Annotated in this window: 18 protein-coding genes, 2 tRNA genes and 1 pseudogene; 19 read left to right on the forward strand and 2 right to left on the reverse strand. The window is 61.0% G+C overall.

What is annotated here, in order from left to right:
* The first annotated feature begins 3 nt into the window (after window positions 1–3).
* The 11 genes and pseudogenes from AACY42_RS07805 (at window position 4) to AACY42_RS28575 (ending at window position 13054) form a co-directional block, all read left to right on the forward strand.
* Window positions 4–1434 (forward strand): N-acetylmuramoyl-L-alanine amidase, encoded by a 1431-nt coding sequence (locus AACY42_RS07805; RefSeq protein ID WP_339478354.1) that lies wholly within the window; start codon window positions 4–6, stop codon window positions 1432–1434.
* Window positions 1431–3344: a DNA mismatch repair endonuclease MutL gene (gene mutL / locus AACY42_RS07810; protein ID WP_339478356.1), complete on the forward strand. Its 1914-nt coding sequence runs from the start codon at window positions 1431–1433 to the stop codon at window positions 3342–3344. Before AACY42_RS07805 ends, mutL begins: the two co-directional genes overlap by 4 nt.
* On the forward strand, window positions 3344–4315 hold the full coding sequence (gene miaA, locus AACY42_RS07815; protein ID WP_339478358.1) for a tRNA (adenosine(37)-N6)-dimethylallyltransferase MiaA: 972 nt from the start codon (window positions 3344–3346) through the stop codon (window positions 4313–4315). The genes mutL and miaA overlap by 1 nt, the downstream gene beginning before the upstream one ends.
* Window positions 4316–4406: 91 nt before the next feature.
* Window positions 4407–4667: an RNA chaperone Hfq gene (hfq, locus tag AACY42_RS07820; RefSeq protein ID WP_003186419.1), complete on the forward strand. Its 261-nt coding sequence runs from the start codon at window positions 4407–4409 to the stop codon at window positions 4665–4667.
* Between the two features lie 12 nt (window positions 4668–4679).
* Complete coding sequence (hflX, locus tag AACY42_RS07825; RefSeq protein WP_339478361.1) at window positions 4680–5981, forward strand: ribosome rescue GTPase HflX; 1302 nt, start codon at window positions 4680–4682, stop codon at window positions 5979–5981.
* Between the two features lie 85 nt (window positions 5982–6066).
* On the forward strand, window positions 6067–7239 hold the full coding sequence (gene hflK, locus AACY42_RS07830; protein ID WP_339478363.1) for an FtsH protease activity modulator HflK: 1173 nt from the start codon (window positions 6067–6069) through the stop codon (window positions 7237–7239).
* A complete protein-coding gene (gene hflC / locus AACY42_RS07835; protein WP_339478365.1) occupies window positions 7239–8108 on the forward strand; it encodes a protease modulator HflC in 870 nt (289 codons plus the stop codon). Before hflK ends, hflC begins: the two co-directional genes overlap by 1 nt.
* Before the next feature lie 325 nt (window positions 8109–8433).
* A complete protein-coding gene (locus AACY42_RS07840; protein ID WP_339478366.1) occupies window positions 8434–9621 on the forward strand; it encodes an ATP phosphoribosyltransferase regulatory subunit in 1188 nt (395 codons plus the stop codon).
* Between the two features lie 54 nt (window positions 9622–9675).
* Window positions 9676–10968, forward strand: coding sequence for an adenylosuccinate synthase (locus tag AACY42_RS07845; RefSeq protein ID WP_339478367.1), 1293 nt, complete (start codon window positions 9676–9678; stop codon window positions 10966–10968).
* A 967-nt stretch (window positions 10969–11935) separates the two neighbouring features.
* Window positions 11936–12196 (forward strand): annotated as a pseudogene (locus AACY42_RS28570) (HAMP domain-containing protein); the annotation flags it as partial.
* Between the two features lie 108 nt (window positions 12197–12304).
* Window positions 12305–13054: a methyl-accepting chemotaxis protein gene (locus AACY42_RS28575; RefSeq protein ID WP_445261739.1), complete on the forward strand. Its 750-nt coding sequence runs from the start codon at window positions 12305–12307 to the stop codon at window positions 13052–13054.
* Window positions 13055–13290: 236 nt separating this feature from the next.
* On the opposite strand, the gene AACY42_RS07855 is transcribed toward AACY42_RS28575, so the two are convergent.
* Both AACY42_RS07855 and AACY42_RS07860 read right to left on the reverse strand, forming a co-directional pair.
* Window positions 13291–13377, reverse strand: a tRNA-Leu gene (locus AACY42_RS07855).
* Window positions 13378–13553: 176 nt separating this feature from the next.
* Window positions 13554–13640: transfer RNA gene (locus tag AACY42_RS07860), tRNA-Leu, on the reverse strand.
* Between the two features lie 226 nt (window positions 13641–13866).
* Here AACY42_RS07860 and rnr point away from each other — a divergent pair.
* The 8 genes from rnr to AACY42_RS07900 all read left to right on the forward strand — a co-directional run bounded on the left by rnr (window position 13867) and on the right by AACY42_RS07900 (window position 23675).
* A complete protein-coding gene (gene rnr / locus AACY42_RS07865) occupies window positions 13867–16500 on the forward strand; it encodes a ribonuclease R (RefSeq protein ID WP_339478371.1) in 2634 nt (877 codons plus the stop codon).
* Window positions 16497–17255 carry a 23S rRNA (guanosine(2251)-2'-O)-methyltransferase RlmB gene (gene rlmB / locus AACY42_RS07870; protein WP_339478373.1) on the forward strand — a complete coding sequence of 253 codons (759 nt, stop codon included), beginning with the start codon at window positions 16497–16499 and terminating at the stop codon, window positions 17253–17255. The genes rnr and rlmB overlap by 4 nt, the downstream gene beginning before the upstream one ends.
* Before the next feature lie 310 nt (window positions 17256–17565).
* Complete coding sequence (gene rpsF / locus AACY42_RS07875) at window positions 17566–17994, forward strand: 30S ribosomal protein S6 (RefSeq protein WP_003186395.1); 429 nt, start codon at window positions 17566–17568, stop codon at window positions 17992–17994.
* Between the two features lie 28 nt (window positions 17995–18022).
* Window positions 18023–18253, forward strand: a complete 231-nt coding sequence (rpsR, locus tag AACY42_RS07880) for a 30S ribosomal protein S18 (RefSeq protein WP_002551829.1) — start codon at window positions 18023–18025, stop codon at window positions 18251–18253.
* Window positions 18254–18289: 36 nt separating this feature from the next.
* Complete coding sequence (locus tag AACY42_RS07885; protein ID WP_339478377.1) at window positions 18290–19180, forward strand: hypothetical protein; 891 nt, start codon at window positions 18290–18292, stop codon at window positions 19178–19180.
* A gap of 18 nt (window positions 19181–19198) precedes the next feature.
* Window positions 19199–19645, forward strand: coding sequence for a 50S ribosomal protein L9 (gene rplI, locus AACY42_RS07890; RefSeq protein WP_339478379.1), 447 nt, complete (start codon window positions 19199–19201; stop codon window positions 19643–19645).
* Between the two features lie 117 nt (window positions 19646–19762).
* On the forward strand, window positions 19763–21160 hold the full coding sequence (gene dnaB, locus AACY42_RS07895; protein ID WP_014336312.1) for a replicative DNA helicase: 1398 nt from the start codon (window positions 19763–19765) through the stop codon (window positions 21158–21160).
* A 202-nt stretch (window positions 21161–21362) separates the two neighbouring features.
* Complete coding sequence (locus AACY42_RS07900) at window positions 21363–23675, forward strand: YgiQ family radical SAM protein (RefSeq protein ID WP_339478381.1); 2313 nt, start codon at window positions 21363–21365, stop codon at window positions 23673–23675.
* Window positions 23676–23814 lie beyond the last annotated feature (139 nt).

The following is a 23814-nucleotide window of genomic DNA, read 5'->3' on the forward strand; positions in this document are numbered from 1 at the left end:
TTGATGATGGGGTTTTGTATGCGCTTTCGCGCGGTGGTTGCTGTCGTAGGACTGTTGCTTACGGCACTGGCCGTCGATGCTGTGGCCGAGACAAAGGTCAACAGCGTTCGCCTTTGGCGAGCGCCGGACAATACACGGCTGGTGTTCGACCTGACGGGGCCGGTGCAGCACAGCGTATTCACCCTGACCGCCCCGGATCGCCTGGTGATCGACATCAATGGGGCGACCCTGGGCACGCCATTGAATGTGGCGACCGCCAACACGCCGATTACCGCGATACGCTCGGCCCAACGGACGCCGACCGACCTGCGGGTGGTCATCGACCTGAAAAAAGCCGTGACCCCGAAAAGCTTCACCCTGACCCCCAATGCCCAGTACGGCAACCGGCTGGTGGTGGACCTGTTCGATAACCCGGCCGACGCCGACCCACCGCCACCGCCGCCAACCAAGGTCGCCACGGTGCCAGCGGTGCCGGTGACCCCGACCGCGCCGACGCTCAAGCTGCCACCGGCCCCGACCGGCAAGCGCGACATCATCGTGGTGATTGACGCCGGTCACGGGGGCGAAGACCCAGGAGCCTCGGGTTCTCGCGGGCAGCGTGAAAAAGACGTGGTGCTGTCCATCGCTCGGGAATTGCAGCGCCAGGTCAACGGCATGAAAGGCTTCCGTGCCGAACTGACCCGTACCGGAGACTACTTCATTCCCTTGCGTGGGCGTACCGTAATCGCCCGCAAGAAAGGCGCCGATCTGTTCGTCTCCATCCACGCCGACGCCGCGCCTTCGGCGGCTGCGTTCGGGGCCTCGGTGTTTGCCCTGTCCGACCGTGGCGCGACTTCCGAGACCGCCCGTTGGCTGGCGGATACCGAAAACCGTTCCGACCTGATCGGCGGTGCCGGCAACGTCAGTCTCGACGACAAGGACCGCATGCTCGCCGGTGTGCTACTCGATTTGTCGATGACGGCCTCGTTGACTTCCAGCCTGAACGTCGGCCAGAAAGTCCTGAGCAACATTGGTCGCGTCACGCCGCTGCACAAACGGCGCGTCGAGCAGGCCGGATTCATGGTGCTCAAGTCGCCGGATATCCCGTCGATCCTGGTGGAAACCGGCTTCATCTCCAACGCCAATGAGGCCTCCAAGCTGTCGTCCTCCAGTCATCAGCAGGCGCTGGCCCGTTCCATCAGCAGCGGCGTGCGGCAGTTCTTCCAGCAGAATCCTCCGCCAGGCACCTACATCGCCTGGCTGCGCGACTCTGGCAAGATCGCCCAGGGCCCGCGGGACCATCGGGTCAATCCCGGCGAAACCCTGGCGATGATCGCCGTGCGTTACCAAGTGTCGCCCGCGACCTTGCGCAGCGCCAACAACCTCAAGAGCGACGAGCTCAAGATCGGCCAGACCCTGACCATTCCCGCCAATGACGTGGCGGTCCAGCGATGAGTGAGGAAGTGATCGGCAGCAACGCTCGCATCGAACTGCTCAGCCCCCGGCTGGCGAACCAGATCGCCGCCGGTGAAGTGGTCGAGCGCCCGGCGTCGGTCATCAAGGAGCTGCTGGAAAACAGCCTTGACTCCGGGGCCAGGCGCATCGATGTGGATGTCGAGCAGGGCGGCGTCAAGCTGCTGCGGGTACGCGATGACGGTGGCGGTATTTCTTCCGACGACCTGCCGCTGGCCCTGGCGCGTCACGCCACCAGCAAGATCCGCGACCTGGAAGACCTCGAGCGGGTCATGAGCCTGGGGTTTCGGGGCGAGGCGCTGGCGTCCATCAGTTCGGTGTCGCGCCTGACGCTCACTTCCCGCACCCGCGACGCCGAGCAGGCCTGGCAGGTCGAGACCGAGGGTCGGGACATGGCCTCTCACGTGCAGCCTGCGGCCCATCCGGTGGGCACCTCGGTGGAAGTGCGCGACCTGTTCTTCAATACCCCGGCCCGGCGCAAGTTCCTCAAGGCCGAGAAGACTGAATTCGATCATCTGCAAGAAGTCATCAAGCGCCTGGCCCTGGCGCGTTTTGACGTGGCGTTCCATTTGCGCCACAACGGCAAGACCATCCTCAGCCTGCACGAGGCCCACGATGATGCGGCCCGCGCCCGCCGTGTCGGCGCGGTGTGCGGTGCAGGTTTCCTGGAGCAGGCATTGCCCATCGAGGTGGAACGCAATGGCCTGCACCTGTGGGGTTGGGTCGGGTTGCCGACCTTTTCCCGCAGCCAGGCGGACTTGCAGTATTTCTACGTGAACGGTCGGGCGGTGCGCGACAAGCTGGTGGCCCACGCGGTGCGCCAGGCGTATCGCGATGTGCTGTTCAATGGCCGGCACCCGACCTTCGTGCTGTTTTTCGAAGTCGATCCGGCCGTGGTGGACGTCAACGTCCACCCGACCAAGCATGAGGTGCGTTTCCGCGACGGGCGCATGGTCCACGATTTCCTCTACGGCACCCTGCACCGCGCCTTGGGCGATGTGCGCCCGGAAGACCAACTGGCGGCTCCGGCGGCGGTGGGCGGCATGGTCCGGCCAACGGGGCTGGACGCTGGCGAATTCGGGCCGCAAGGCGAAATGCGCCTGGCGGCCAATGCACTGCTGGAACAACCCCAGCCTCAGCCGAGCTACAACACGGCCGGGAGTGGTGCCGGTAGCGGCTATCAGTATCAATACACCCCGCGCCCGCAATCCAGCGTGCCGGCAGCCGAGGCTCAGGCGGCCTATCGCGAGTTCTTCAAACCGTTGCCGGAAGCCGGAGCGGCGGCGATGCCTGACGGCCAAGGCGATATCCCGCCGCTGGGTTATGCCCTGGCGCAACTCAAAGGCATTTATATTCTCTCGGAAAATGCCCAAGGCCTGGTCCTGGTGGACATGCACGCCGCCCATGAACGGATCATGTATGAACGCCTGAAAATCGCCATGGCCAGCGAAGGCTTGAGCGGCCAGCCGCTGTTGGTGCCTGAGTCCCTGGCCGTCAGCCAGCGCGAAGCCGATTGCGCCGAAGAGCATGTGGCCTGGTTCCAGCGCCTGGGCTTCGAGTTGCAACGGCTGGGCCCGGAAACCCTGGCGATCCGTCAGATTCCGGCCTTGTTGAAGCAGGCCGAAGCCAATCGCCTGGTCAGCGACGTGCTGGCTGATCTGATGGAATACGGCACCAGCGACCGCATCCAGGCGCACCTGAACGAACTGCTCGGCACCATGGCCTGCCACGGCGCGATCCGCGCCAACCGGCGCCTGGCCCTACCGGAAATGAACGGCCTGCTGCGGGACATGGAAAACACCGAACGCAGCGGTCAATGCAACCATGGCCGGCCGACCTGGACCCAATTGGGCCTGGACGATCTGGACAAACTGTTCCTGCGCGGTCGCTGATGAGCCCGTTGCCACCCGCGATTTTCCTGATGGGGCCAACCGCCGCCGGCAAGACCGACCTGGCCATCGAATTGACCAAGGTCCTGCCCTGCGAGTTGATCAGCGTCGATTCGGCCCTGGTCTACCGGGGCATGGACATCGGCACCGCCAAGCCGTCGAAAGAACTGTTGGCCGAATTTCCCCATCGTCTGATCGACATCCTCGACCCGGCCGAGGCTTATTCGGCAGCCGATTTCCGGCGTGACGCGCTCCAGGCCATGGCCGAGATCACGGCGCGGGGCAAGATCCCGCTGCTGGTGGGCGGCACGATGCTGTACTACAAGGCCTTGGTCGAGGGGCTGGCGGACATGCCAGCGGCCGATCCCGAGGTGCGCGCGCAGATCGAAGAAGAGGCCGCGCGCCTTGGCTGGCAAGCCCTGCACGAGCAATTGGCGGTCATCGATCCGGAGTCGGCGGCGCGTATTCACCCCAATGACCCGCAGCGGCTCAGTCGGGCTCTGGAGGTTTATCGGGTCAGCGGCCAGAGCATGACGGTCCTGCGCCAGCGACAATCTGCGCAAAGTACTGAAGCAGCCGCTTCGGGACTGCAACAATTGCCCTATACTGTCGCGAACCTGGCCATCGCTCCGGCGAACCGGCAAGTGCTGCATCGGCGAATTGAACAAAGATTCACATTAATGTTGGAACAGGGGTTCATAGACGAGGTCGTAGCCCTGCGTGAGCGAAGTGACCTGCATGCCGGGTTACCGTCTATACGTGCGGTAGGTTATCGACAAGTCTGGGATTACCTGGACGGCAAGCTGACGTCAGCCGAGATGCAGGAGCGTGGGATCATTGCCACGCGCCAATTGGCGAAACGCCAGTTCACCTGGCTGCGCAGCTGGACTGACCTGCATTGGCTCGACAGTCTCGATTGCGACAATCTGCCACGCGCCTTGAAATACCTTGGGACCATCTCCATATTGAGCTGAGTCCTTGCAATTGCCGTCTATCCTTGGGGGTGTGACGGCCCAAGCCATCTGATTCCGATTTTTATTATTGATCCTTAAAGGAGTGCGGCACATGTCAAAAGGGCATTCGCTACAAGACCCTTACTTGAACACTTTACGTAAAGAAAAAGTTGGGGTGTCCATCTATCTGGTCAACGGGATCAAACTGCAAGGCACGATCGAGTCTTTCGACCAGTTCGTCATCCTTCTGAAAAACACCGTCAGCCAGATGGTCTACAAGCACGCGATCTCGACAGTCGTGCCAGTTCGTCCAATTCGTCTGCCTAGCGCAACCGAATCCGAAGGCGGTGACGCTGAACCGGGTAACGCCTGATAGGAGCCTCCTTTGTTCTTTGAGCGCCACGGTGGTGGTGAACGGGCCATTCTCGTTCACTTGGATGGACAGGACCCTGAGGCGCGCGAAGATCCGCAGGAGTTTCAGGAATTGGCACTTTCGGCTGGCGCCGAGACCGTCGCGTTTTTCAACGTGCCGCGTCATCGGCCAACCGCCAAGTTCCTGATCGGCAGTGGCAAGGTCGAGGAGTTGCGCGACCTGGTCAAGGCCGAACAGGTCGATCTGGTGATTTTCAATCACATCCTCACGCCCAGTCAGGAGCGTAACCTCGAACGTGTCTTCGAGTGTCGCGTGATCGACCGTACGGGGCTGATTCTCGATATTTTCGCCCAGCGCGCCCGTACCCATGAAGGCAAGCTCCAGGTCGAACTGGCCCAGCTTGAGCACATGAGTACGCGGCTGGTTCGCGGCTGGACTCACCTTGAGCGGCAGAAAGGCGGTATCGGCCTGCGCGGCCCGGGTGAAACCCAGCTGGAAACCGACCGGCGCCTGTTGCGGGTGCGCCTGCGTCAGATCAAGGGGCGGCTGGAAAAGGTCCGCAGCCAGCGCGAGCAGTCGCGACGCGGCCGCAAGCGCGCGGACATCCCGACGGTTTCATTGGTCGGTTATACCAACGCCGGCAAATCGACCCTGTTCAATAACGTCACCCAATCCGACGTCTATGCCGCCGACCAGTTGTTCGCCACGCTCGACCCGACCCTGCGCCGGCTCGACCTGGACGACCTCGGGCCGATCGTGCTGGCCGACACCGTGGGCTTCATCCGTCACCTGCCGCATAAGCTGGTCGAGGCTTTTCGAGCTACGCTCGAAGAGTCGAGCAATTCCGATCTGCTGCTGCACGTGATCGATGCCGCCGAACCTGACCGGATGCTGCAGATCGAGCAGGTGATGGTGGTGCTGGGCGAGATCGGGGCCCAGGACTTGCCGATCCTCGAGGTATACAACAAACTCGATTTGCTCGAAGGCGTGGAGCCGCAGATCCAGCGCGATGCCGACGGCAAACCGCAACGGGTCTGGCTGTCGGCCCGTGATGGCACCGGCCTCGACCTGCTCAAGCAGGCTGTGGCCGAGCTGTTGGGCAACGATCTGTTTGTCGGCACCTTGAAGTTGCCGCAACGTTTCGCCCGGTTGCGTGCGCAGTTTTTCGAGCTGGGGGCGGTGCAAAAAGAAGAACACGACGACGAAGGCGTCTGCCTATTGGCTGTTCGCCTGCCTCGGTCGGAGCTCAACCGGCTGGTCAGCCGGGAAGGGCTGCGGCCGATGGAGTTCATCGAACAACACACTTTGCAATAAAAGCCTGAGAAAGCTGTGTCAGGCATTCTGTAGCATTGGTCGGCGCGCCGTGGGTGCGTCTTTGCTTTATCAGATGGAGAGCGCTATGGCTTGGAATGAGCCGGGTGGCAACTCGAATAATCAGGATCCTTGGGGTGGCAAGCGTCGTAACAACGGCGACCGCAAGGGGCCGCCGGATCTCGACGAGGCCTTCCGAAAGCTGCAGGAAAGCCTGAACGGTTTGTTCGGTGGTGGTAAAAAACGCGGTGACGATGGTGGCGGTCGTCCGGGCAAGGGCGGCGGTTTCGGCCTGCTCGGCATCGGTCTGGTCGTGCTGGCGGCTGTCTGGTTGTACAGCGCGGTCTATGTCGTGGACGAGCAGGAGCAGGCCGTGGTGCTTCGCTTCGGCAAGTACTACGAGACGGTTGGGCCGGGCCTGAATATCTATTTCCCGCCGATCGACCAGAAGTACCTGGAAAACGTCACGCGTGAGCGGGCGTACACCAAGCAGGGCCAGATGCTGACCGAAGACGAGAACATCGTCGAAGTGCCGCTGACCGTGCAATACAAGATCACCAACCTGCAGGACTTCGTGCTGAACGTCGACCAGCCGGAAATCAGCCTGCAGCACGCGACCGAAAGTGCCTTGCGCCATGTGGTGGGTTCCACTGCCATGGACCAGGTGCTGACCGAAGGTCGTGAGCTGATGGCCAGCGAAATCAAGGAGCGCCTGCAGCGGTTCCTCGATACCTACCGCACGGGTATCGCCGTCACCCAGGTCAACGTCCAGAGCGCGGCAGCCCCGCGTGAGGTCCAGGAAGCCTTCGACGACGTGATCCGGGCCCGTGAAGACGAGCAGCGTTCGCGTAACCAGGCCGAAACCTATGCAAACGGAGTTGTGCCGGAAGCCCGTGGTCAGGCCCAGCGCATCATCGAGGATGCCAATGGTTACCGTGACGAGGTGGTCTCCCGTGCCAAGGGTGAGGCTGACCGCTTCACCAAGCTGGTAGCCGAGTATCGCAAGGCTCCAGAAGTCACCCGCGAGCGCCTGTACCTGGACACCATGCAGGAAGTCTTCAGCAACACCAGCAAGGTCCTCGTGACCGGCAACAAGAACGGCCAGAGCAATCTGCTGTACCTGCCGCTGGACAAGATGGTGGAGAGCGGGCGCAGCACCAGCAAGCCTGCGAGCAGCTCGGCAGCCGCCAGCAATGAAGCCAATGCCCGTGCGGCGGCGGACCTGCAGCAACAGCAAGCACGTACCAGGGAGAGTCGCTGATGAGCAATAAATCGCTGATCGCCCTTATTGTCGGTGTCGTCGTGGCGATCGCTGCCTGGAACTGCTTCTACATCGTGGCTCAGACCGAGCGTGCGGTGTTGCTGCAGTTTGGTCGCGTGGTCCAGGCTGATGTCCAGCCAGGGCTGCATGTGAAAGTGCCGTACGTCAACAAGGTGCGTAAGTTCGACGGTCGCCTGATGACGCTGGATGCACCGACGCAACGCTTCCTGACGCTGGAAAAGAAAGCCGTGATGGTAGACGCCTACGCCAAGTGGCGGGTGAAGGACGCAGAGCGCTTCTACACCGCGACCTCCGGTCTCAAGCAGATCGCCGACGAGCGTTTGTCCCGTCGTCTGGAGTCGGGCCTGCGTGACCAGTTCGGTAAGCGTACGCTGCATGAAGTCGTGTCCGGTGAGCGTGATGCGCTTATGGCCGACATCACCCGTTCGCTGAATGCGATGGCGGAAAAGGAGCTGGGTATCGAAGTGGTCGATGTCCGGGTCAAGGCCATCGACCTGCCGAAGGAAGTGAACCGCAGCGTGTTCGAGCGGATGAGCACCGAGCGTGAGCGTGAAGCCCGCGAGCACCGCGCCAAGGGTAACGAGCTGGCCGAGGGCATCCGTGCCGACGCCGATCGTCAACGCCGTGTGCTGCTGGCCGAAGCCTATCGTGAATCGGAAGAGGTCCGTGGTGATGGTGATGCCGAGGCCGCTTCGATCTACTCCAAGGCTTATGGTCAGGATCAGGAGTTCTACGCGTTCTACCGTAGCCTGCGTGCTTACCGTGAAAGCTTCGCGAGCAAATCTGACGTTCTGGTCCTGGACCCAAGCAGCGACTTCTTCCACTACCTGGAAAAGTCCAAGCCTTGATGCGACGTTGACCTGAGACGCTCCGCCCGGCGCCTAAAGCGTCGGGCGGGGTGATCCTTTGGGAAAACGTGTGTATGATGCGGCAGCCGGGAAATTCCCGGCTTTTTTGCGTCTGCACGTTCGATTGCGGTTCATAGGTGCAGGCGTCGGGTTGAACGACTCGACAGGTTTTTCGAGGGAAGTGCTGGGCGAGGCCGATTGCGGGCCATTCGTCACGTCGCTCTTGCGCGTTTTTTGCCCATGATGCGCGCCTGGCGCAGGCATTTTCTGCTTCACTCAAGGCCAGCCCGAAAGCTGGCCGCCCGGACCATAGGGGAATGGCGTAATGGCAACGGTAGATCGCTGGCTGCTGCCAGATGGCATCGAAGAAGTACTGCCACCGGAGGCTGCGCGTATCGAAGTAGCGCGTCGGCAGGTGTTGGATCTGTTCCAGAGTTGGGGTTACGAGTTCGTCGTTACCCCGCATATCGAGTACCTGGAATCTCTGCTCACGGGCGCGGGCCAGGACCTGGATCTGCGCACCTTCAAGGTGATCGACCCGCAGTCGGGCCGGCAGATGGGCTTTCGTGCCGACATCACGCCGCAAGTGGCACGCATCGACGCCCACACCCTGCGCCGTGAAGGTCCGAGCCGCCTGTGCTACGCCGGCAGTGTGTTGCATGCCCAGCCGCGTGCCTTGTCCTCTTCGCGCAGCCCGATCCAGTTGGGTGCCGAGTTGTATGGCGATGCCAGCCCGAGCAGCGATGTAGAAGTCATCAGCTTGATGTTGGCCATGCTGCAACTGGCTGACGTGCCGGATGTCCACATGGATCTGGGGCATGTTGGCATCTATCGCGGCTTGGCCCGTGCGGCCGGTTTGTCCGGCGAAGTGGAGCAACAGCTGTTCGATGCCCTGCAACGCAAGGCCATCGACGAAGTCATCAGCCTGACCGAGGGCCTGCCGGCCGATCTGTCGGGCATGCTGCGGGCGCTGGTGAACCTGTGCGGCGGGCGTGAAGTATTGGCTGCTGCCCGTGAGCGCCTGGCCCACGCGCCGGCGCCTGTGTTGGCGGCGCTGGACGACTTGCTGGCGATTGCCGAGCGTCTGTCGGTGCGCTTCCCCGAGTTGCCGCTGTATTTCGACCTGGGTGAGTTGCGCGGTTATCACTACCACACGGGTGTCGTGTTTGCCGTGTTCGTACCGGGTGTGGGCCAGTCCATCGCCCAGGGTGGCCGTTATGACGACATTGGTGCCGACTTTGGTCGTGCCCGTCCGGCGACCGGTTTCTCTACCGATTTGAAAACCCTGGTGACCCTGGGGCGTGCTGAAGTCGAGCTACCGTCTGGCGGTATCTGGATGCCTGACAGTACGGATGCGGCACTCTGGCAAGCAGTCTGCCAGTTGCGCAGTGAGGGTCAGCGTGTCGTCCAGGCCTTGCCTGGGCAGCCTTTGGTCGCCGCCGGTGAAGCGGGCTGCGACCGGCAATTGATTCAGCAGAACGGGCTTTGGCAAGTATTGCCGCTGGCTTCTTGAGTTTTCCTGCCGGCTGCGGCCGGCACCAAGTTTGCGCGAATGAGGACAAGTGTTATGGGTAAGAATGTCGTAGTCCTGGGCACCCAGTGGGGTGATGAGGGCAAAGGCAAGATCGTTGATCTGCTGACCGAACATGCTGCCGCCGTAGTGCGCTACCAGGGTGGCCACAACGCAGGTCACACCTTGGTGATCGACGGTGAAAAAACCGTCCTGCACCTGATTCCCTCGGGCGTGCTGCGCGAAGGCGTCCAGTGCCTGATCGGCAATGGTGTGGTGGTTGCTCCCGACGCTCTGCTGCGGGAAATCATCAAGCTGGAAGAAAAAGGCGTACCGGTGCGTGAGCGCCTGCGTATCAGCCCGTCCTGCCCGCTGATCCTGTCCTATCACGTCGCGCTGGACCAGGCCCGTGAAAAGGCCCGTGGCGAACTGAAGATCGGCACCACCGGTCGCGGTATCGGCCCGGCCTATGAAGATAAAGTAGCCCGTCGTGGCTTGCGCATCGGTGACCTGTTCCACCGTGAGCGTTTCGCCGCCAAACTGGGCGAGTTGCTGGACTACCACAACTTTGTCCTGGTCAATTACTACAAAGAACCGGCCATCGACTTCCAGAAAACCCTGGACGAGTGCATGGAGTACGCCGAGCTGCTCAAGCCGATGATGCTCGACGTCACTGCCGAGCTGCACGAGCTGCGCCGCGCCGGCAAGGACATCATGTTCGAAGGTGCTCAGGGTTCGCTGCTGGACATCGACCACGGTACCTACCCGTACGTCACCAGTTCCAACACCACCGCCGGCGGCATCGCCACCGGTTCGGGTTTCGGCCCGATGTATCTGGACTACATCCTGGGTATCACCAAGGCCTATACCACTCGCGTGGGTTCGGGGCCGTTCCCGACTGAGCTGTTCGACGACGTCGGTGCCTTCCTGGCCAAGCGTGGCCACGAGTTCGGCGCTACCACCGGCCGTGCCCGTCGTTGTGGCTGGTTCGATGCTGTCATTCTGCGTCGCGCCATCGACGTCAACAGTATTTCGGGTCTGTGTCTGACCAAGCTGGACGTGCTGGACGGCCTGGAAACCATCAACATCTGCGTGGGCTACAAGAACCAGGACGGCGCCGTCATCGACGCACCGACCGACGCCGACAGCTACATCGGCCTGGAGCCGGTGTACGAGCAGATGCCAGGCTGGACCGAATCGACCGTGGGCGCCAAGACCCTGGAAGATCTGCCAGTGGCGGCCCGTAACTACATCAAGCGCGTCGAAGAGCTGGTCGGTGCGCCGATCGACATTATTTCGACGGGGCCGGACCGCAACGAAACCATCGTTCTGCGTCACCCATTCGCCTGATAACGCGTTGATATAAAACACAAAGGTCCCTCGTTCGGGGCCTTTGTCGTATCTGCCTGTCGAACGGCACGACCTTTGCTACACATCGTTAACAATAAGTACTTCATTGAAGTGCCATCAATTTAATGGCGTTTAGTAGAGGGATTCCCCTGTGTCGGCCGTTCTCTCACTGTTACAAAGCCGTCTATTGCGGCCTGTGTTCGTTACCCTGGGTATCGCCCTTTTGGTGCAAGTGCTCGTGGCTGTCGCGCTGACCCGAAGCACGGTCACCGCGTTGGAGGTCGAACTAGGGGCCCGGCTGGGGGGTGATAGTCAGAAATTGTCTGGCGAGCTGGAGCAGGCCGGACGTGAGGTCACCTCAAGCCTGGACAGTTTGTCTGTCAGTACTCGTCAGCGCCTCACCGTCGGTTTGTCGACGCGTCTGAAGGACGAGCAAGCGCAGTTGCGCACGACGCTCGAGAAATCGCTCAAGGATTCCGCCAATGATATGGCGCAGCTCCTGGCCTCGGTCTCGCCACGCGCCATGTGGGACAGCGACATACCGGCCCTCTCCGAATTCGCCCGCCGGGCCCAGCGCAATCCCAATGTACTGTTCGTTATTTATGACGACGCTAACGGTGAGCACCTGACCCGCTACCTGAATCGGCAAAACCCGATCAACAAGGCGCTGCTGGAAAAAGGCAAGGGTGAGCGGGCGTTGGACAAAGTGCTGGATGCGGCGAAGAATGACCCGTCGGTGTATTACCTCGAAGCCTCGATCAGCCCCAACGGCGTCGAGATCGGTAAAGTCTTGATGGGGGTTTCCACGGCCACCGTTGAAACTGACCTGAAGGCGCTTGACCAGCGCTTCTCGGCCTTGATTGCCAGCGGTGACCAGTTGGTCGGCGACAGCCTCAAGGGGGCGGCTGCCGACAGCGCCACCGCCATGCGCGGTCGCCTGGAGTCGGCCCAGGTCACCGCCACGCAGATGCAGGCCAACACCGCCAGTACCGTGCAAGAATCGGCAGGCACTTTGCGCTGGCGTATCGGCCTGGGGTTGGCGTTGGTGGGCCTCGGTGTGCTGGTCCTGCTGGCCGTGGTGCTGGGGCGTCGGGTGGTCAATCGCTTGAAGTTGCTGATCGCGGCCATGAACGACCTGGCGGCAGGCGAGGGTGACCTGACCAAGCGTGTGCAAATCAATAGCAAGGACGAAATCGGCGACATGGCGTCAGCGGTCAATCGCTTTGTGGATAAATTGCAACCCATCGTGCGCGAGGCGGGCGATGTGGCCCAGCGTACCGGTGTGGAGATTGGTGCGATGACCTTGCGCAACTCTGGTGCCGATGCGGCTGCCGGGATGCAGCGTGATGAAGTGGCCGAGAGCCTGCGTGCGCTGTCGCAAATGGCTGATGAGGCTCAATCGGAAAGCCAGGCGATGCAGGCGGCCTTGCAGCAGGTCGTGGAGATTCGCCAGGCCACCGATGAAAACACCCGCACTTCGGCCAAGGTCGGTGGCTTGATCGAGGCGTTGGCCGGGCAGGTAGACACTGGGGCGAAAGTGATCGAGCGGCTGGCGCAGCAGAGCGAGCAGATCGAAGTGGTACTGACGGTGATTCACGGCATTGCCGAGCAGACTAACTTGTTGGCCTTGAACGCGGCCATTGAGGCGGCGCGGGCCGGGGAAACCGGGCGTGGGTTTGCCGTGGTGGCGGATGAGGTGCGGGCCTTGGCGAGCAAGACCCAAAGCTCAACGGGCGATATCCAGGCGCATATCGTGGCCTTGCAGCAGGGGGCTCGCGAGGCGGTGGCCGCTATCGGCCAGGCCGGGCGCCAGGCCAGCGAAGGCTTGGTGGTGCTGCGCGACAGCGCGCGGTTGCAGCAGTCGGTGCAGGCCTCCGTAGAGCAGGTGCATGCGGCCATCGGCCTGGCGACTCAGGCCGCGGCTCATCAGGCCCAGGGCGCGCAAGCGGTGCGTGGGCGGGTGGAAACCATCCATGCTCAGGCCGAGAAAGCGGCTCAGGCCGTGGTTGAGACCACCGCCAGCGGCAAGGTGCTCGACACCCTGGCGGCGCAGTTGAAGGCAAGCCTGGGGCAGTTCCGGGCCTGATCAGGCGGCTGGGCAGGCCTCATTGCGAGCAAGTTCGTGGTGAGGTTTGTAGGCGTCTGCGATCTTTTGATCTTTCACTCGCGATTCAATCGCCTGGAGAAAGATCGCAGCCTCGTTGTGCTTGGCAGTGCCTACGGCTCGTGTTTGGCGGGAGAGGGGGTAAGGAGGCCAGAAACGCAAAAACCCGCTTTCGCGGGTTTCTGTGAGCTTCAAGGCTGTAACCTCGAAGTTTGAATTGGTGCCCAGAAGAAGACTCGAACTTCCACGACCTTGCGGTCACCAGCACCTGAAGCTGGCGTGTCTACCAATTTCACCATCTGGGCAATATCTTCAGCGTAGCCGCTGTTGATGTGGCGCACTATACGGAGCGCGTTTTGATCTGTAAACCCCTGTTTTTGTTTTAGTAATTTCCAGACGCTATTGCAGGGGGCAAAAATGCAAAAACCCGCTTTCGCGGGTTTTTGTTGAGCTTACAGGCCATTGACCTGTTGCTCGAAATTGGTGCCCAGAAGAAGACTCGAACTTCCACGACCTTGCGGTCACCAGCACCTGAAGCTGGCGTGTCTACCAATTTCACCATCTGGGCAGTATCGACATCGTGTGTGCGTCGTCGATGGCGCGCACTATACGGAGCGTCTTTTTAACTGTAAACCCCTTCTGAGAAAAAAACCGCTAAATTTCACGAGTGGCGCTTTTCCGGGCTTCAAAGGCAGGTCAAAAGACTTTAGAAAAGCAATCGGCTGCTTGAAATTTCCCGTTTCATTACGCCTATGCCAAACTAACCCGCATATAGACAAGGTGAAAACTCTCTAATGGCCGATTGGCAGTCCCTCGATCCCGAGGCCGCTCGTGAAGCGGAAAAATATGAAAACCCTATCCCTAGCCGCGAACTGATCCTGGCGCATCTCGCCGATCGGGGGTCGCCTGCTAGCCGCGAGCAGTTGGTCGAAGAGTTCGGTCTGACCACCGAGGACCAGCTCGAAGCCCTGCGCCGCCGTCTGCGTGCCATGGAGCGCGACGCTCAACTGATCTATACCCGGCGCGGCACCTATGCGCCGGTGGACAAGCTCGACCTGATCCTGGGGCGCATTGCCGGTCACCGTGACGGCTTCGGTTTCCTGATCCCGGACGACGGCAGCGACGATCTGTTCATGAGCCCGGCGCAAATGCGCCTGGTGTTCGATGGTGACCGGGCCCTGGCCCGCGTGTCCGGCCTGGATCGCCGTGGTCGTCGTGAAGGCGTGATCGTCGAAGTGGTGTCCCGTGCCCACGAGTCCATCGTCGGCCGTTACTTCGAAGAAGGTGGTATCGGTTTTGTTGTGCCGGATAACCCGAAGGTTCAGCAGGAAGTGCTGATTACCCCGGGCCGTAATGGCGCTGCCAAGGTTGGTCAGTTCGTCGAGGTGAACATCACCCACTGGCCAACGGCGCGCTTCCAGCCACAGGGCGATATCGTTGAAGTGGTCGGCAACTACATGGCGCCGGGCATGGAGATCGACGTCGCGCTGCGCACCTACGACATTCCTCACGTCTGGCCCGAGGCTGTGCTCAAGGAAGCCGCCAAGCTCAAGCCGGAAGTTGAAGAGAAAGATAAAGAAAAACGCATCGACCTGCGCCATCTGCCATTCGTCACTATCGACGGTGAAGACGCCCGGGACTTTGATGATGCGGTCTATTGCGAAGCAAGGCCTGGCAAGCTGCGCCTGTTCTCCGGCGGTTGGAAGTTGTTCGTCGCGATTGCCGACGTGTCCAGCTACGTGAAGATCGGTTCGGCCCTGGATAACGAAGCCCAGGTGCGCGGCAACTCCGTATATTTCCCTGAACGCGTGATCCCGATGCTGCCTGAGCAGCTGTCCAACGGGCTGTGCTCGCTGAATCCGAAAGTTGACCGTTTGGCCATGGTGTGCGAGATGACCATCTCCAAAGCCGGCGAAATGACCGACTACCAGTTCTACGAAGCGGTGATCCACTCCCAGGCGCGCCTGACTTACAACAAGGTCAGCACCATCCTGGAAACGCCGAAGACCAGTGAGGCCAAGGCCCTGCGTACTGAATACGCTGGCGTGGTGCCGCACCTCAAGCAACTGTACTCGCTGTACAAGGTGCTGCTGGGCGCCCGTCACGTGCGTGGCGCGATCGATTTTGAGACCCAGGAAACCCGGATTGTCTTCGGTTCCGAGCGCAAGATCGCCGCAATCACCCCGACGACCCGTAACGATGCGCACAAGCTGATCGAAGAGTGCATGCTGGCGGCTAACGTGGCCACCGCGGAGTTCCTCAAGAAGCACGAGATTCCTGCGTTGTACCGCGTGCACGACGGCCCGCCGCCGGAACGTCTGGAAAAACTGCGCGCCTTCCTCGGCGAACTCGGCCTGTCCCTGCACAAAGGCAAGGATGGCCCGACGCCGAAGGACTACCAGGCACTGCTGGCCAACATCAAGGATCGTCCGGATTACCATGTGATCCAGACCGTGATGCTGCGCTCCCTGAGTCAGGCGGTGTACAGCGCCGACAACCAGGGTCACTTTGGTTTGAATTACGAGGCGTACACCCACTTCACCTCGCCGATCCGCCGCTACCCGGACCTGCTCACGCACCGCGCGATCCGCAGCGTGATCCATTCCAAGCAGAACACCCCGCACGTCAAGCGCGCCGGTGCCATGACCATTCCGAAGGCACGGATCTATCCGTACGACGAAGCGGCCCTGGAGCAGTTGGGCGAGCAGTGCTCCATGAGCGAACGCCGCGCCGACGAAGCCACCCGCGACGTGGTGAACTGGCTCAAGTGCGAGTTCATGAAAGACCGCGTGGGCGAGTCGTTCCCGGGCGTGATCACTGCTGTGACCGGCTTTGGTTTGTTTGTCGAGCTGACCGACATCTACGTCGAGGGCCTGGTGCACGTCACCGCCTTGCCGGGCGATTACTACCACTTTGATCCTGTGCACCACCGCCTGGCGGGCGAGCGCACCGGTCGCAGCTTCCGCCTGGGCGACACCGTGGAAGTGCAGGTCATGCGCGTCGATCTCGATGAGCGCAAGATCGACTTCGGAATGCCTGACAAGCCCGCCGAAGCGCCGGCTGGTCGTAAAAAACGTGGCAGCGAGAGCGCAGCGCCTGCGACCAAGGGTAAAGGGGCTCCTGCAAAAAACGCAGAGCGTGAGCCAGCCAAGGCGGCCGGTCGCCGTTCGCCTGCCAAGGACAAGGCCCCCGAAGCCTATCGCCCCAGCGACGCAGCGGCGAAAAACGCCGAACTGCGCAAGAGTCGCGAGTTGAAGCAGCAGTTGCTCAACGAAGCCAAAAGCGGTGGTAAAGCGGCGCCTGGGGGAAAGTCCCACGGGACGGAAAAGCCGTCGAGCAAGCCAAGTAAACACCGTAAAGGCCCGCCAAAAGCGGGTTCGGCCCCTGCGAAAAGCGGCGGGTCGCGCAAACCTAAGGCCAAGTCATGAGTCTGGAAAAAATCTACGGCGTGCACGCTGTAGAAGCGCTGCTGCGTCACCACCCTAAGCGTGTCAAGCAAGTGTGGTTGGCGGAAGGTCGCAGCGAGCCGCGTGTGCAAGCGCTGGTCGAGCTGGCCACTCAAAACAAGGTTGCCATCGGCCAGGCCGAGCGTCGTGAAATGGACGTGTGGGTAGAAGGCGTTCACCAGGGTGTGGTGGCGGACGTAAGTCCGAGCCAGGTCTGGGGCGAGGCGATGCTCGACGAACTGCTCGATCGCAGCGAAGGCGCCCCCCTGCTGCTGGTGCTGGACGGCGTGACCGACCCGCATAACCTCGGCGCCTGCTTGCGTTCGGCGGATGCAGCTGGTGCGTTGGCGGTCATCGTGCCTAAAGACAAGTCGGCAACCTTGACGCCGGTGGTGCGTAAAGTTGCCTGCGGCGCGGCGGAAGTGATTCCGCTGGTGGCGGTGACCAACCTGGCACGCACCCTGGAAAAACTCCAGCAGCGCGGCTTGTGGGTGGTCGGCACGGCGGGCGAGGCCGAGGTCAGTATTTACAATCAGGACCTGACGGGGCCGACGATCCTGATCATGGGTGCCGAAGGCAAGGGCATGCGCCGCCTGACCCGCGAACACTGCGATTACCTGGTCAAGCTGCCGATGGCCGGCAGCGTCAGCAGCCTCAACGTTTCGGTGGCCACGGGCGTGTGCCTGTTCGAAGCGCAGCGCCAGCGCAGCGTCAAGGCTGTCGCCAAAAAGCCCTGACATACCCTTGTAGGAGCTGACGAGTTCAACGAGGCTGCGATCTTGTCCCTGACACTTGAGTCTCAAGCGAAAGATCAAGATCAAAAGATCGCAGCCTTCGGCAGCTCCTACAATTGTTCAGCTTCGCAATCGTCAGTGGTTGTTCAAATAATCGCCAATTGCCTTGCGCCTCCCTCGGCCCTTCTCTACAATTGCGCCCCTTGCTGTGATGGCAGGCACTTATGTGTCTAGCGTCCACAAGTCCATAAGTGTCATTCACTCCTTGTCTGACCGTTTTTGAGCGGCAGGCTACAACCCGTAAGGAGCATTCATGCGTCATTACGAAATCATCTTTTTGGTCCACCCGGATCAAAGCGAGCAAGTCGGCGGCATGGTTGAGCGTTACACCAAGCTGATCGAAGAAGACGGCGGCAAAATCCACCGTCTGGAAGATTGGGGCCGTCGTCAACTGGCCTACGCAATCAACAATGTTCACAAGGCTCACTACGTGATGCTGAACGTTGAGTGCACTGGCAAGGCCCTGGCCGAGCTGGAAGACAACTTCCGCTACAACGATGCAGTGATCCGTAACCTGGTCATCCGTCGCGAAGAAGCCGTCACCGGCCAATCCGAGATGCTCAAGGCTGAAGAAAACCGCAGTGAGCGCCGTGAGCGTCGCGACCGTCCTGAGCACTCTGACAGCGCCGATGGCGATGACAGCGATAGCGACAGCGACAACAGCGATAACGCTGACGAGTAATCCACGGACCTTTTAAGGAGCCAATCACATGGCACGTTTCTTCCGTCGTCGTAAATTCTGCCGCTTCACCGCTGAAGACGTGAAAGAGATCGATTACAAAGATCTCAACACTCTGAAAGCCTACGTATCCGAGACCGGCAAAATCGTTCCAAGCCGCATCACCGGTACCAAAGCTCGTTATCAGCGTCAGCTGGCCACCGCTATCAAGCGCGCCCGCTTCCTGGCCCTGCTGGCCTACACCGACAGCCACGGCCGCTGAGACCGGGCAGTCGACGAGTAGTAAGGGATTGAATGCATGCGCGCCTTAGCTGACTTCATCATGCGGGGACGCGTGCAGGCCACGTTGGTTGTGGCCGGATCCGCGGCATTGCCGCTGTTGTTCTGGTTGAGTGCCGCCGCTGGGTGCCTTGTGCTCCTGCGGCGCGGTTCGGACGCCTTGAGCGTCCTGGGTATCGGGTTGTTGTCAGCGTTGGTGAGCTGGTATTTCCTGAAGGACCCGACAACACTTCTGGTGTTGCTCGGGGCTTGTGGCCTGGCGTTGGTTCTGCGCGCCGGACATACCTGGAATCGCGTGCTGCTGTGCAGCGTGGCCGTGGGGTTGTTGTGTGCGGTGAGCCTGGGAACTGTATTCAGTTCCTTCATCGAGTCACTGGCGCAGACGTTCGAACACGTCCTGCCGCTGGCGATGGGTGAGGTCTACGAGACATTCTCGGCAGACCAGAAGGCGTTTCTCACCGCCCTGAGCGCTCCGCTGATGATCATCTCGATAGCGTCTTCGCTGCAGATCTTTAGCGTGCTGTGCCTGATTCTTGGGCGCTATTGGCAGGCGTCGTTGTATAACCCCGGTGGTTTCGGTCGCGAATTTCGCGCCATCCGATTCCCCAAGCGCGTGGCGCTGTCACTGCTGGCCGTCATGTGTGTTGCTCCGTTTTTCGGGCTGCATGCACTGATCCTGTTGCCGTTGTGCAGTGTACCGCTGGTCTTCGCCGGCCTGGCCCTGATTCACGGGCTGGTGGCGCAGAAGCGACTGGCTACGTTCTGGCTGGTGGGGATGTACGTGACGTTGTTGCCTTTCATGCACTTGCTCGGTCCGTTACTCGTGGTCATGGCCATCGTTGACAGCCTGATTGATTTTCGCGGTCGTATGGCGCCGAAAGACGCCGACAACGCGAACGGTGAAGGTTAAAAGTTAGAGGATTTTCACATGCAACTGATCCTTCTGGAAAAAGTCACCAACCTGGGCAACCTGGGTGACAAAGTAAACGTTAAGGCCGGTTACGGCCGTAACTACCTGCTGCCTTACGGCAAAGCCACCGCTGCGACCGCTGCCAACCTGGCTGCGTTCGAAGAGCGTCGTGCTGAGCTGGAAAAAGCTGCCGCAGACCGTAAAACCTCGGCTGAAAGCCGTGCTGCCCAACTGGCTGAGCTGGAAGTGACCATCACTGCCACCGCTGGCGACGAAGGCAAGCTGTTCGGTTCGATCGGTACTCACGACATCGCTGATGCACTGACCGCCTCCGGCGTTGAAGTTGCGAAAAGCGAAGTTCGTCTGCCGAACGGCACCATCCGCAACGTAGGCGAATTCGACGTAGCTGTGCACCTGCACTCCGAAGTTGAAGCCACCGTACGCGTTGTCGTGGTAGCAGCCTAAGCAACACCTGTCGGCTGGCACCCTCGGGTGCTTGCCGGTAACATCGGGCACGATCCTGTTTACAGGTCGTGCCCTTTGTCTTTCTGCAATTCCTGATTTTCATAACCAGAAGTGGCCATGAACGAAATCACCGCTCCCGAGCAATATGATCTGCAAACCGCTGCCCTGAAGGTGCCTCCGCATTCCATCGAGGCCGAACAGGCCGTGCTCGGTGGCCTGATGCTGGACAACAACGCCTGGGAACGCGTGCTCGATCAGGTCTCCGATGGCGATTTCTACCGGCATGACCACCGCCTGATTTTCCGTGCGATCGCCAAGCTGGCCGATCAGAACATGCCGATCGACGTCGTGACCCTGGCCGAGCAATTGGACAAGGAAGGGCAGACGTCTCAGGTTGGTGGCCTCGGTTACCTGGGCGAACTGGCGAAAAACACGCCGTCGGTCGCCAACATCAAGGCTTACGCGCAGATCGTGCGCGAGCGGGCGACCTTGCGCCAATTGATCGGCATCAGCACCGAGATCGCCGACAGCGCTTTCAACCCCGAAGGCCGCACCGCCGCCGAGATTCTTGACGAAGCCGAACGGCAGATCTTCCAGATCGCCGAAGCCCGCCCGAAAACCGGCGGCCCGGTCAGCGTCAACGACCTGCTGACCAAGGCCATCGACCGTATCGACACCTTGTTCAATACTGACAACGCCATTACCGGCCTGTCCACCGGCTACACCGACCTCGACGAGAAGACCAGCGGCCTGCAGCCGTCCGACCTGATTATTGTCGCCGGCCGTCCGTCCATGGGAAAAACCACCTTTGCGATGAACCTGGTGGAAAACGCCGTGCTGCGCAGCGAAAAGGCGGTCCTGGTGTACTCCCTCGAGATGCCAGGCGAATCGCTGATCATGCGTATGCTCTCGTCCCTGGGGCGTATCGACCAGACCAAGGTTCGTTCCGGCCAACTGGAAGACGACGACTGGCCGCGCCTCACCTCGGCGGTCAACCTGCTCAACGACCGCAAGCTGTTCATCGACGATACGGCTGGTATCAGTCCATCGGAAATGCGCGCCCGGACCCGTCGCCTGGTGCGTGAGCACGGTGAGGTCGGGTTGATCATGATCGACTACCTGCAACTGATGCAGATCCCCGGTTCCAGCGGCGACAACCGGACCAACGAGATTTCCGAAATCTCCCGTTCCCTCAAGGCCCTGGCCAAGGAATTCAACTGCCCGGTGGTGGCGCTTTCCCAGTTGAACCGTTCCCTGGAACAGCGCCCCAACAAGCGTCCGGTGAACTCCGACTTGCGGGAATCCGGAGCGATCGAGCAGGACGCCGACGTCATCATGTTCGTGTACCGCGACGAGGTGTATCACCCCGAGACGGAGCACAAGGGCATCGCCGAAATCATCATCGGCAAGCAGCGGAACGGCCCGATCGGCTTCATCCGCCTGGCGTTCATCGGTAAATACACCCGGTTCGAGAACCTGGCGCCGGGTAGCTACAATTTTGACGACGACGAGTAAGTTCTTCGTCGTCTGATCCGGCCTCATCGTCGGAACGCCGCCCGGAGCAAGCTCGCTCCCACCTTGGAATGCACTCCTCTGTGGGGGCGAGCCTGCTCGCGAAAGGTGCACCACCAATTTCCGACCATAGCCGTCGGAATTGGTTATTTTTTGTGCTATATTCCGCGCCCGCGATTTTTCATCTTTTATACCGGTTATCGACATGCAAGCAGCCAAGCCGTTATTTGACTATCCCAAGTACTGGGCCGAGTGTTTCGGCCCGGCGCCGTTCCTGCCCATGAGCAGGGAGGAGATGGATCAGCTCGGCTGGGATTCGTGCGACATCATCATCGTGACCGGTGATGCCTACGTCGATCACCCGTCGTTCGGCATGGCGATCATTGGCCGTTTGCTGGAAGCCCAGGGCTTTCGCGTCGGGATCATTGCCCAGCCGAACTGGCAGTCCAAAGACGACTTCATGAAGCTTGGCGAGCCCAACCTGTTTTTCGGTGTCGCGGCCGGCAACATGGACTCGATGATCAACCGCTACACCGCCGACAAGAAAATTCGCTCCGATGACGCCTACACCCCAGGTGGCATGGCGGGCAAACGGCCGGACCGTGCGAGCCTGGTCTACAGCCAGCGCTGCAAGGAAGCCTACAAGCATGTGCCGATCGTGCTTGGCGGTATCGAAGCATCGCTGCGGCGTATCGCTCACTACGATTACTGGCAGGACCGGGTGCGCAACTCGATCCTGATCGACGCCTGCGCCGATATCCTGCTCTACGGCAACGCCGAGCGGGCGATTGTCGAAGTCGCCCAGCGCCTGTCCTACGGCCACAAGATCGAAGACATCACCGACGTGCGCGGCACGGCGTTCATCCGTCGTGACACGCCGAAAGACTGGTACGAAGTCGACTCCACGCGCATCGACCGCCCGGGCAGGATCGACAAGATCATCAACCCGTATGTGAACACCCAGGACACTCAAGCTTGCGCCATCGAGCAGGAAAAAGGGTCGACTTTTTCAAGTGCAGAAGACCCGAGCGAAGCCAAGGTCGTGCAGATCCTGGCGAGCCCGAAAATGACCCGCGACAAAACCGTGATCCGTCTGCCATCGGTGGAAAAGGTTCGTGGCGATGCGGTGCTCTACGCCCACGCCAACCGCGTGCTTCACCTGGAAACCAACCCAGGCAATGCCCGCGCCCTGGTGCAGAAGCACGGCGAAGTCGATGTCTGGTTCAACCCGCCGCCCATTCCGATGACCACCGAAGAAATGGACTACGTGTTTGGCATGCCTTACGCACGTGTCCCCCACCCGGTGTACGGCAAGGAGAAGATCCCGGCCTACGAGATGATCCGTTTCTCGGTGAACATCATGCGTGGCTGCTTCGGTGGCTGCACCTTCTGCTCGATCACCGAGCACGAAGGCCGGATCATCCAGAACCGTTCCGAAGAGTCGATCATTCGCGAGATCGAAGAGATCCGCGACAAGGTCCCCGGTTTCACCGGGGTCATTTCCGACCTCGGCGGTCCGACCGCGAACATGTACCGCATCGCCTGCAAGAGCCCGGAAATCGAATCCGCGTGCCGCAAGCCGTCGTGTGTGTTCCCCGGCATCTGCCCGAACCTGAACACTGACCATTCTTCGCTGATCCAGCTGTACCGCAGCGCCCGGGCCTTGCCTGGGGTGAAGAAGATCCTGATCGCCTCCGGCCTGCGTTACGACCTGGCGGTCGAGTCGCCGGAATACGTCAAGGAGCTGGTGACCCACCACGTTGGCGGTTACCTGAAGATCGCTCCGGAGCACACCGAGGAAGGCCCGCTCAACCAGATGATGAAGCCGGGCATCGGCAGCTATGACAAATTCAAGCGGATGTTCGAGAAGTACACCAAGGAAGCCGGAAAAGAGCAGTACCTGATTCCGTACTTCATCGCCGCCCACCCGGGCACCACCGACGAAGACATGATGAACCTGGCGCTGTGGCTCAAGGGCAACGGTTTCCGGGCGGACCAGGTGCAGGCGTTCTATCCGTCGCCGATGGCCACGGCCACCGCCATGTACCACTCGGGCAAGAACCCGCTGCGCAAGGTCACCTACAAGAGCGACGCGGTGACCATCGTCAAGAGCGAGGAGCAGCGCCGCCTGCACAAGGCCTTCCTGCGTTATCACGACCCCAAGGGTTGGCCGATGCTGCGCGAAGCGCTGACCCGCATGGGCCGCGCCGACCTGATCGGGCCGGGCAAGAACCAATTGATTCCGTTGCACCAGCCGGCCACCGACAGCTACCAGAGCGCCCGTCGCAAGAACTCGACGCCAGCCGGCAGCCATAAGGTAGGCAAGGAAACCACCAAGATCCTGACCCAGCACACCGGCCTGCCGCCGCGGGCCAGCGACGGTGGCAACCCGTGGGACAAGCGCGAGCAGGCCAAGGCCGCGGCATTCGCCCGCAACCAGCAGGCCGCCAAGGAACGCAAGGACGCCGCCAAGGGCAAGGGCCCGAAACCGGCGCGCAAGCCTGTCGTGCCGCGCTGATCGCCTAGCCGCCTCGCCAAACGCCAGCCTAAGTGCTGGCGTTTTGCTTTCTAGCGGCGGTGCTGGCCGTTTGTTATCGTGGCGCCCGCCAATTCCCGTCAATAGGCACAACAACGCCGGACACATCGCTCTTGTGGCG

The sequence above is a fragment of the Pseudomonas sp. RL_5y_Pfl2_73 genome (assembly GCF_963970515.1).
Lineage (GTDB): Bacteria > Pseudomonadota > Gammaproteobacteria > Pseudomonadales > Pseudomonadaceae > Aquipseudomonas.

What these genes read in the sequence shown, in the direction of transcription:
- AACY42_RS07805 (WP_339478354.1), top strand. Translation starts at nt 4, where the DNA reads ATGATGGGGTTTTGTATGCGCTTTCGCGCGGTGGTTGCTGTCGTAGGA.
- mutL (WP_339478356.1), top strand. Translation starts at nt 1,431, where the DNA reads ATGAGTGAGGAAGTGATCGGCAGCAACGCTCGCATCGAACTGCTCAGC.
- miaA (WP_339478358.1), top strand. Translation starts at nt 3,344, where the DNA reads ATGAGCCCGTTGCCACCCGCGATTTTCCTGATGGGGCCAACCGCCGCC.
- hfq (WP_003186419.1), top strand. Translation starts at nt 4,407, where the DNA reads ATGTCAAAAGGGCATTCGCTACAAGACCCTTACTTGAACACTTTACGT.
- hflK (WP_339478363.1), top strand. Translation starts at nt 6,067, where the DNA reads ATGGCTTGGAATGAGCCGGGTGGCAACTCGAATAATCAGGATCCTTGG.
- hflC (WP_339478365.1), top strand. Translation starts at nt 7,239, where the DNA reads ATGAGCAATAAATCGCTGATCGCCCTTATTGTCGGTGTCGTCGTGGCG.
- AACY42_RS07840 (WP_339478366.1), top strand. Translation starts at nt 8,434, where the DNA reads ATGGCAACGGTAGATCGCTGGCTGCTGCCAGATGGCATCGAAGAAGTA.
- AACY42_RS07845 (WP_339478367.1), top strand. Translation starts at nt 9,676, where the DNA reads ATGGGTAAGAATGTCGTAGTCCTGGGCACCCAGTGGGGTGATGAGGGC.
- AACY42_RS28575 (WP_445261739.1), top strand. Translation starts at nt 12,305, where the DNA reads ATGCAGCGTGATGAAGTGGCCGAGAGCCTGCGTGCGCTGTCGCAAATG.
- rnr (WP_339478371.1), top strand. Translation starts at nt 13,867, where the DNA reads ATGGCCGATTGGCAGTCCCTCGATCCCGAGGCCGCTCGTGAAGCGGAA.
- rlmB (WP_339478373.1), top strand. Translation starts at nt 16,497, where the DNA reads ATGAGTCTGGAAAAAATCTACGGCGTGCACGCTGTAGAAGCGCTGCTG.
- rpsF (WP_003186395.1), top strand. Translation starts at nt 17,566, where the DNA reads ATGCGTCATTACGAAATCATCTTTTTGGTCCACCCGGATCAAAGCGAG.
- rpsR (WP_002551829.1), top strand. Translation starts at nt 18,023, where the DNA reads ATGGCACGTTTCTTCCGTCGTCGTAAATTCTGCCGCTTCACCGCTGAA.
- AACY42_RS07885 (WP_339478377.1), top strand. Translation starts at nt 18,290, where the DNA reads ATGCGCGCCTTAGCTGACTTCATCATGCGGGGACGCGTGCAGGCCACG.
- rplI (WP_339478379.1), top strand. Translation starts at nt 19,199, where the DNA reads ATGCAACTGATCCTTCTGGAAAAAGTCACCAACCTGGGCAACCTGGGT.
- dnaB (WP_014336312.1), top strand. Translation starts at nt 19,763, where the DNA reads ATGAACGAAATCACCGCTCCCGAGCAATATGATCTGCAAACCGCTGCC.
- AACY42_RS07900 (WP_339478381.1), top strand. Translation starts at nt 21,363, where the DNA reads ATGCAAGCAGCCAAGCCGTTATTTGACTATCCCAAGTACTGGGCCGAG.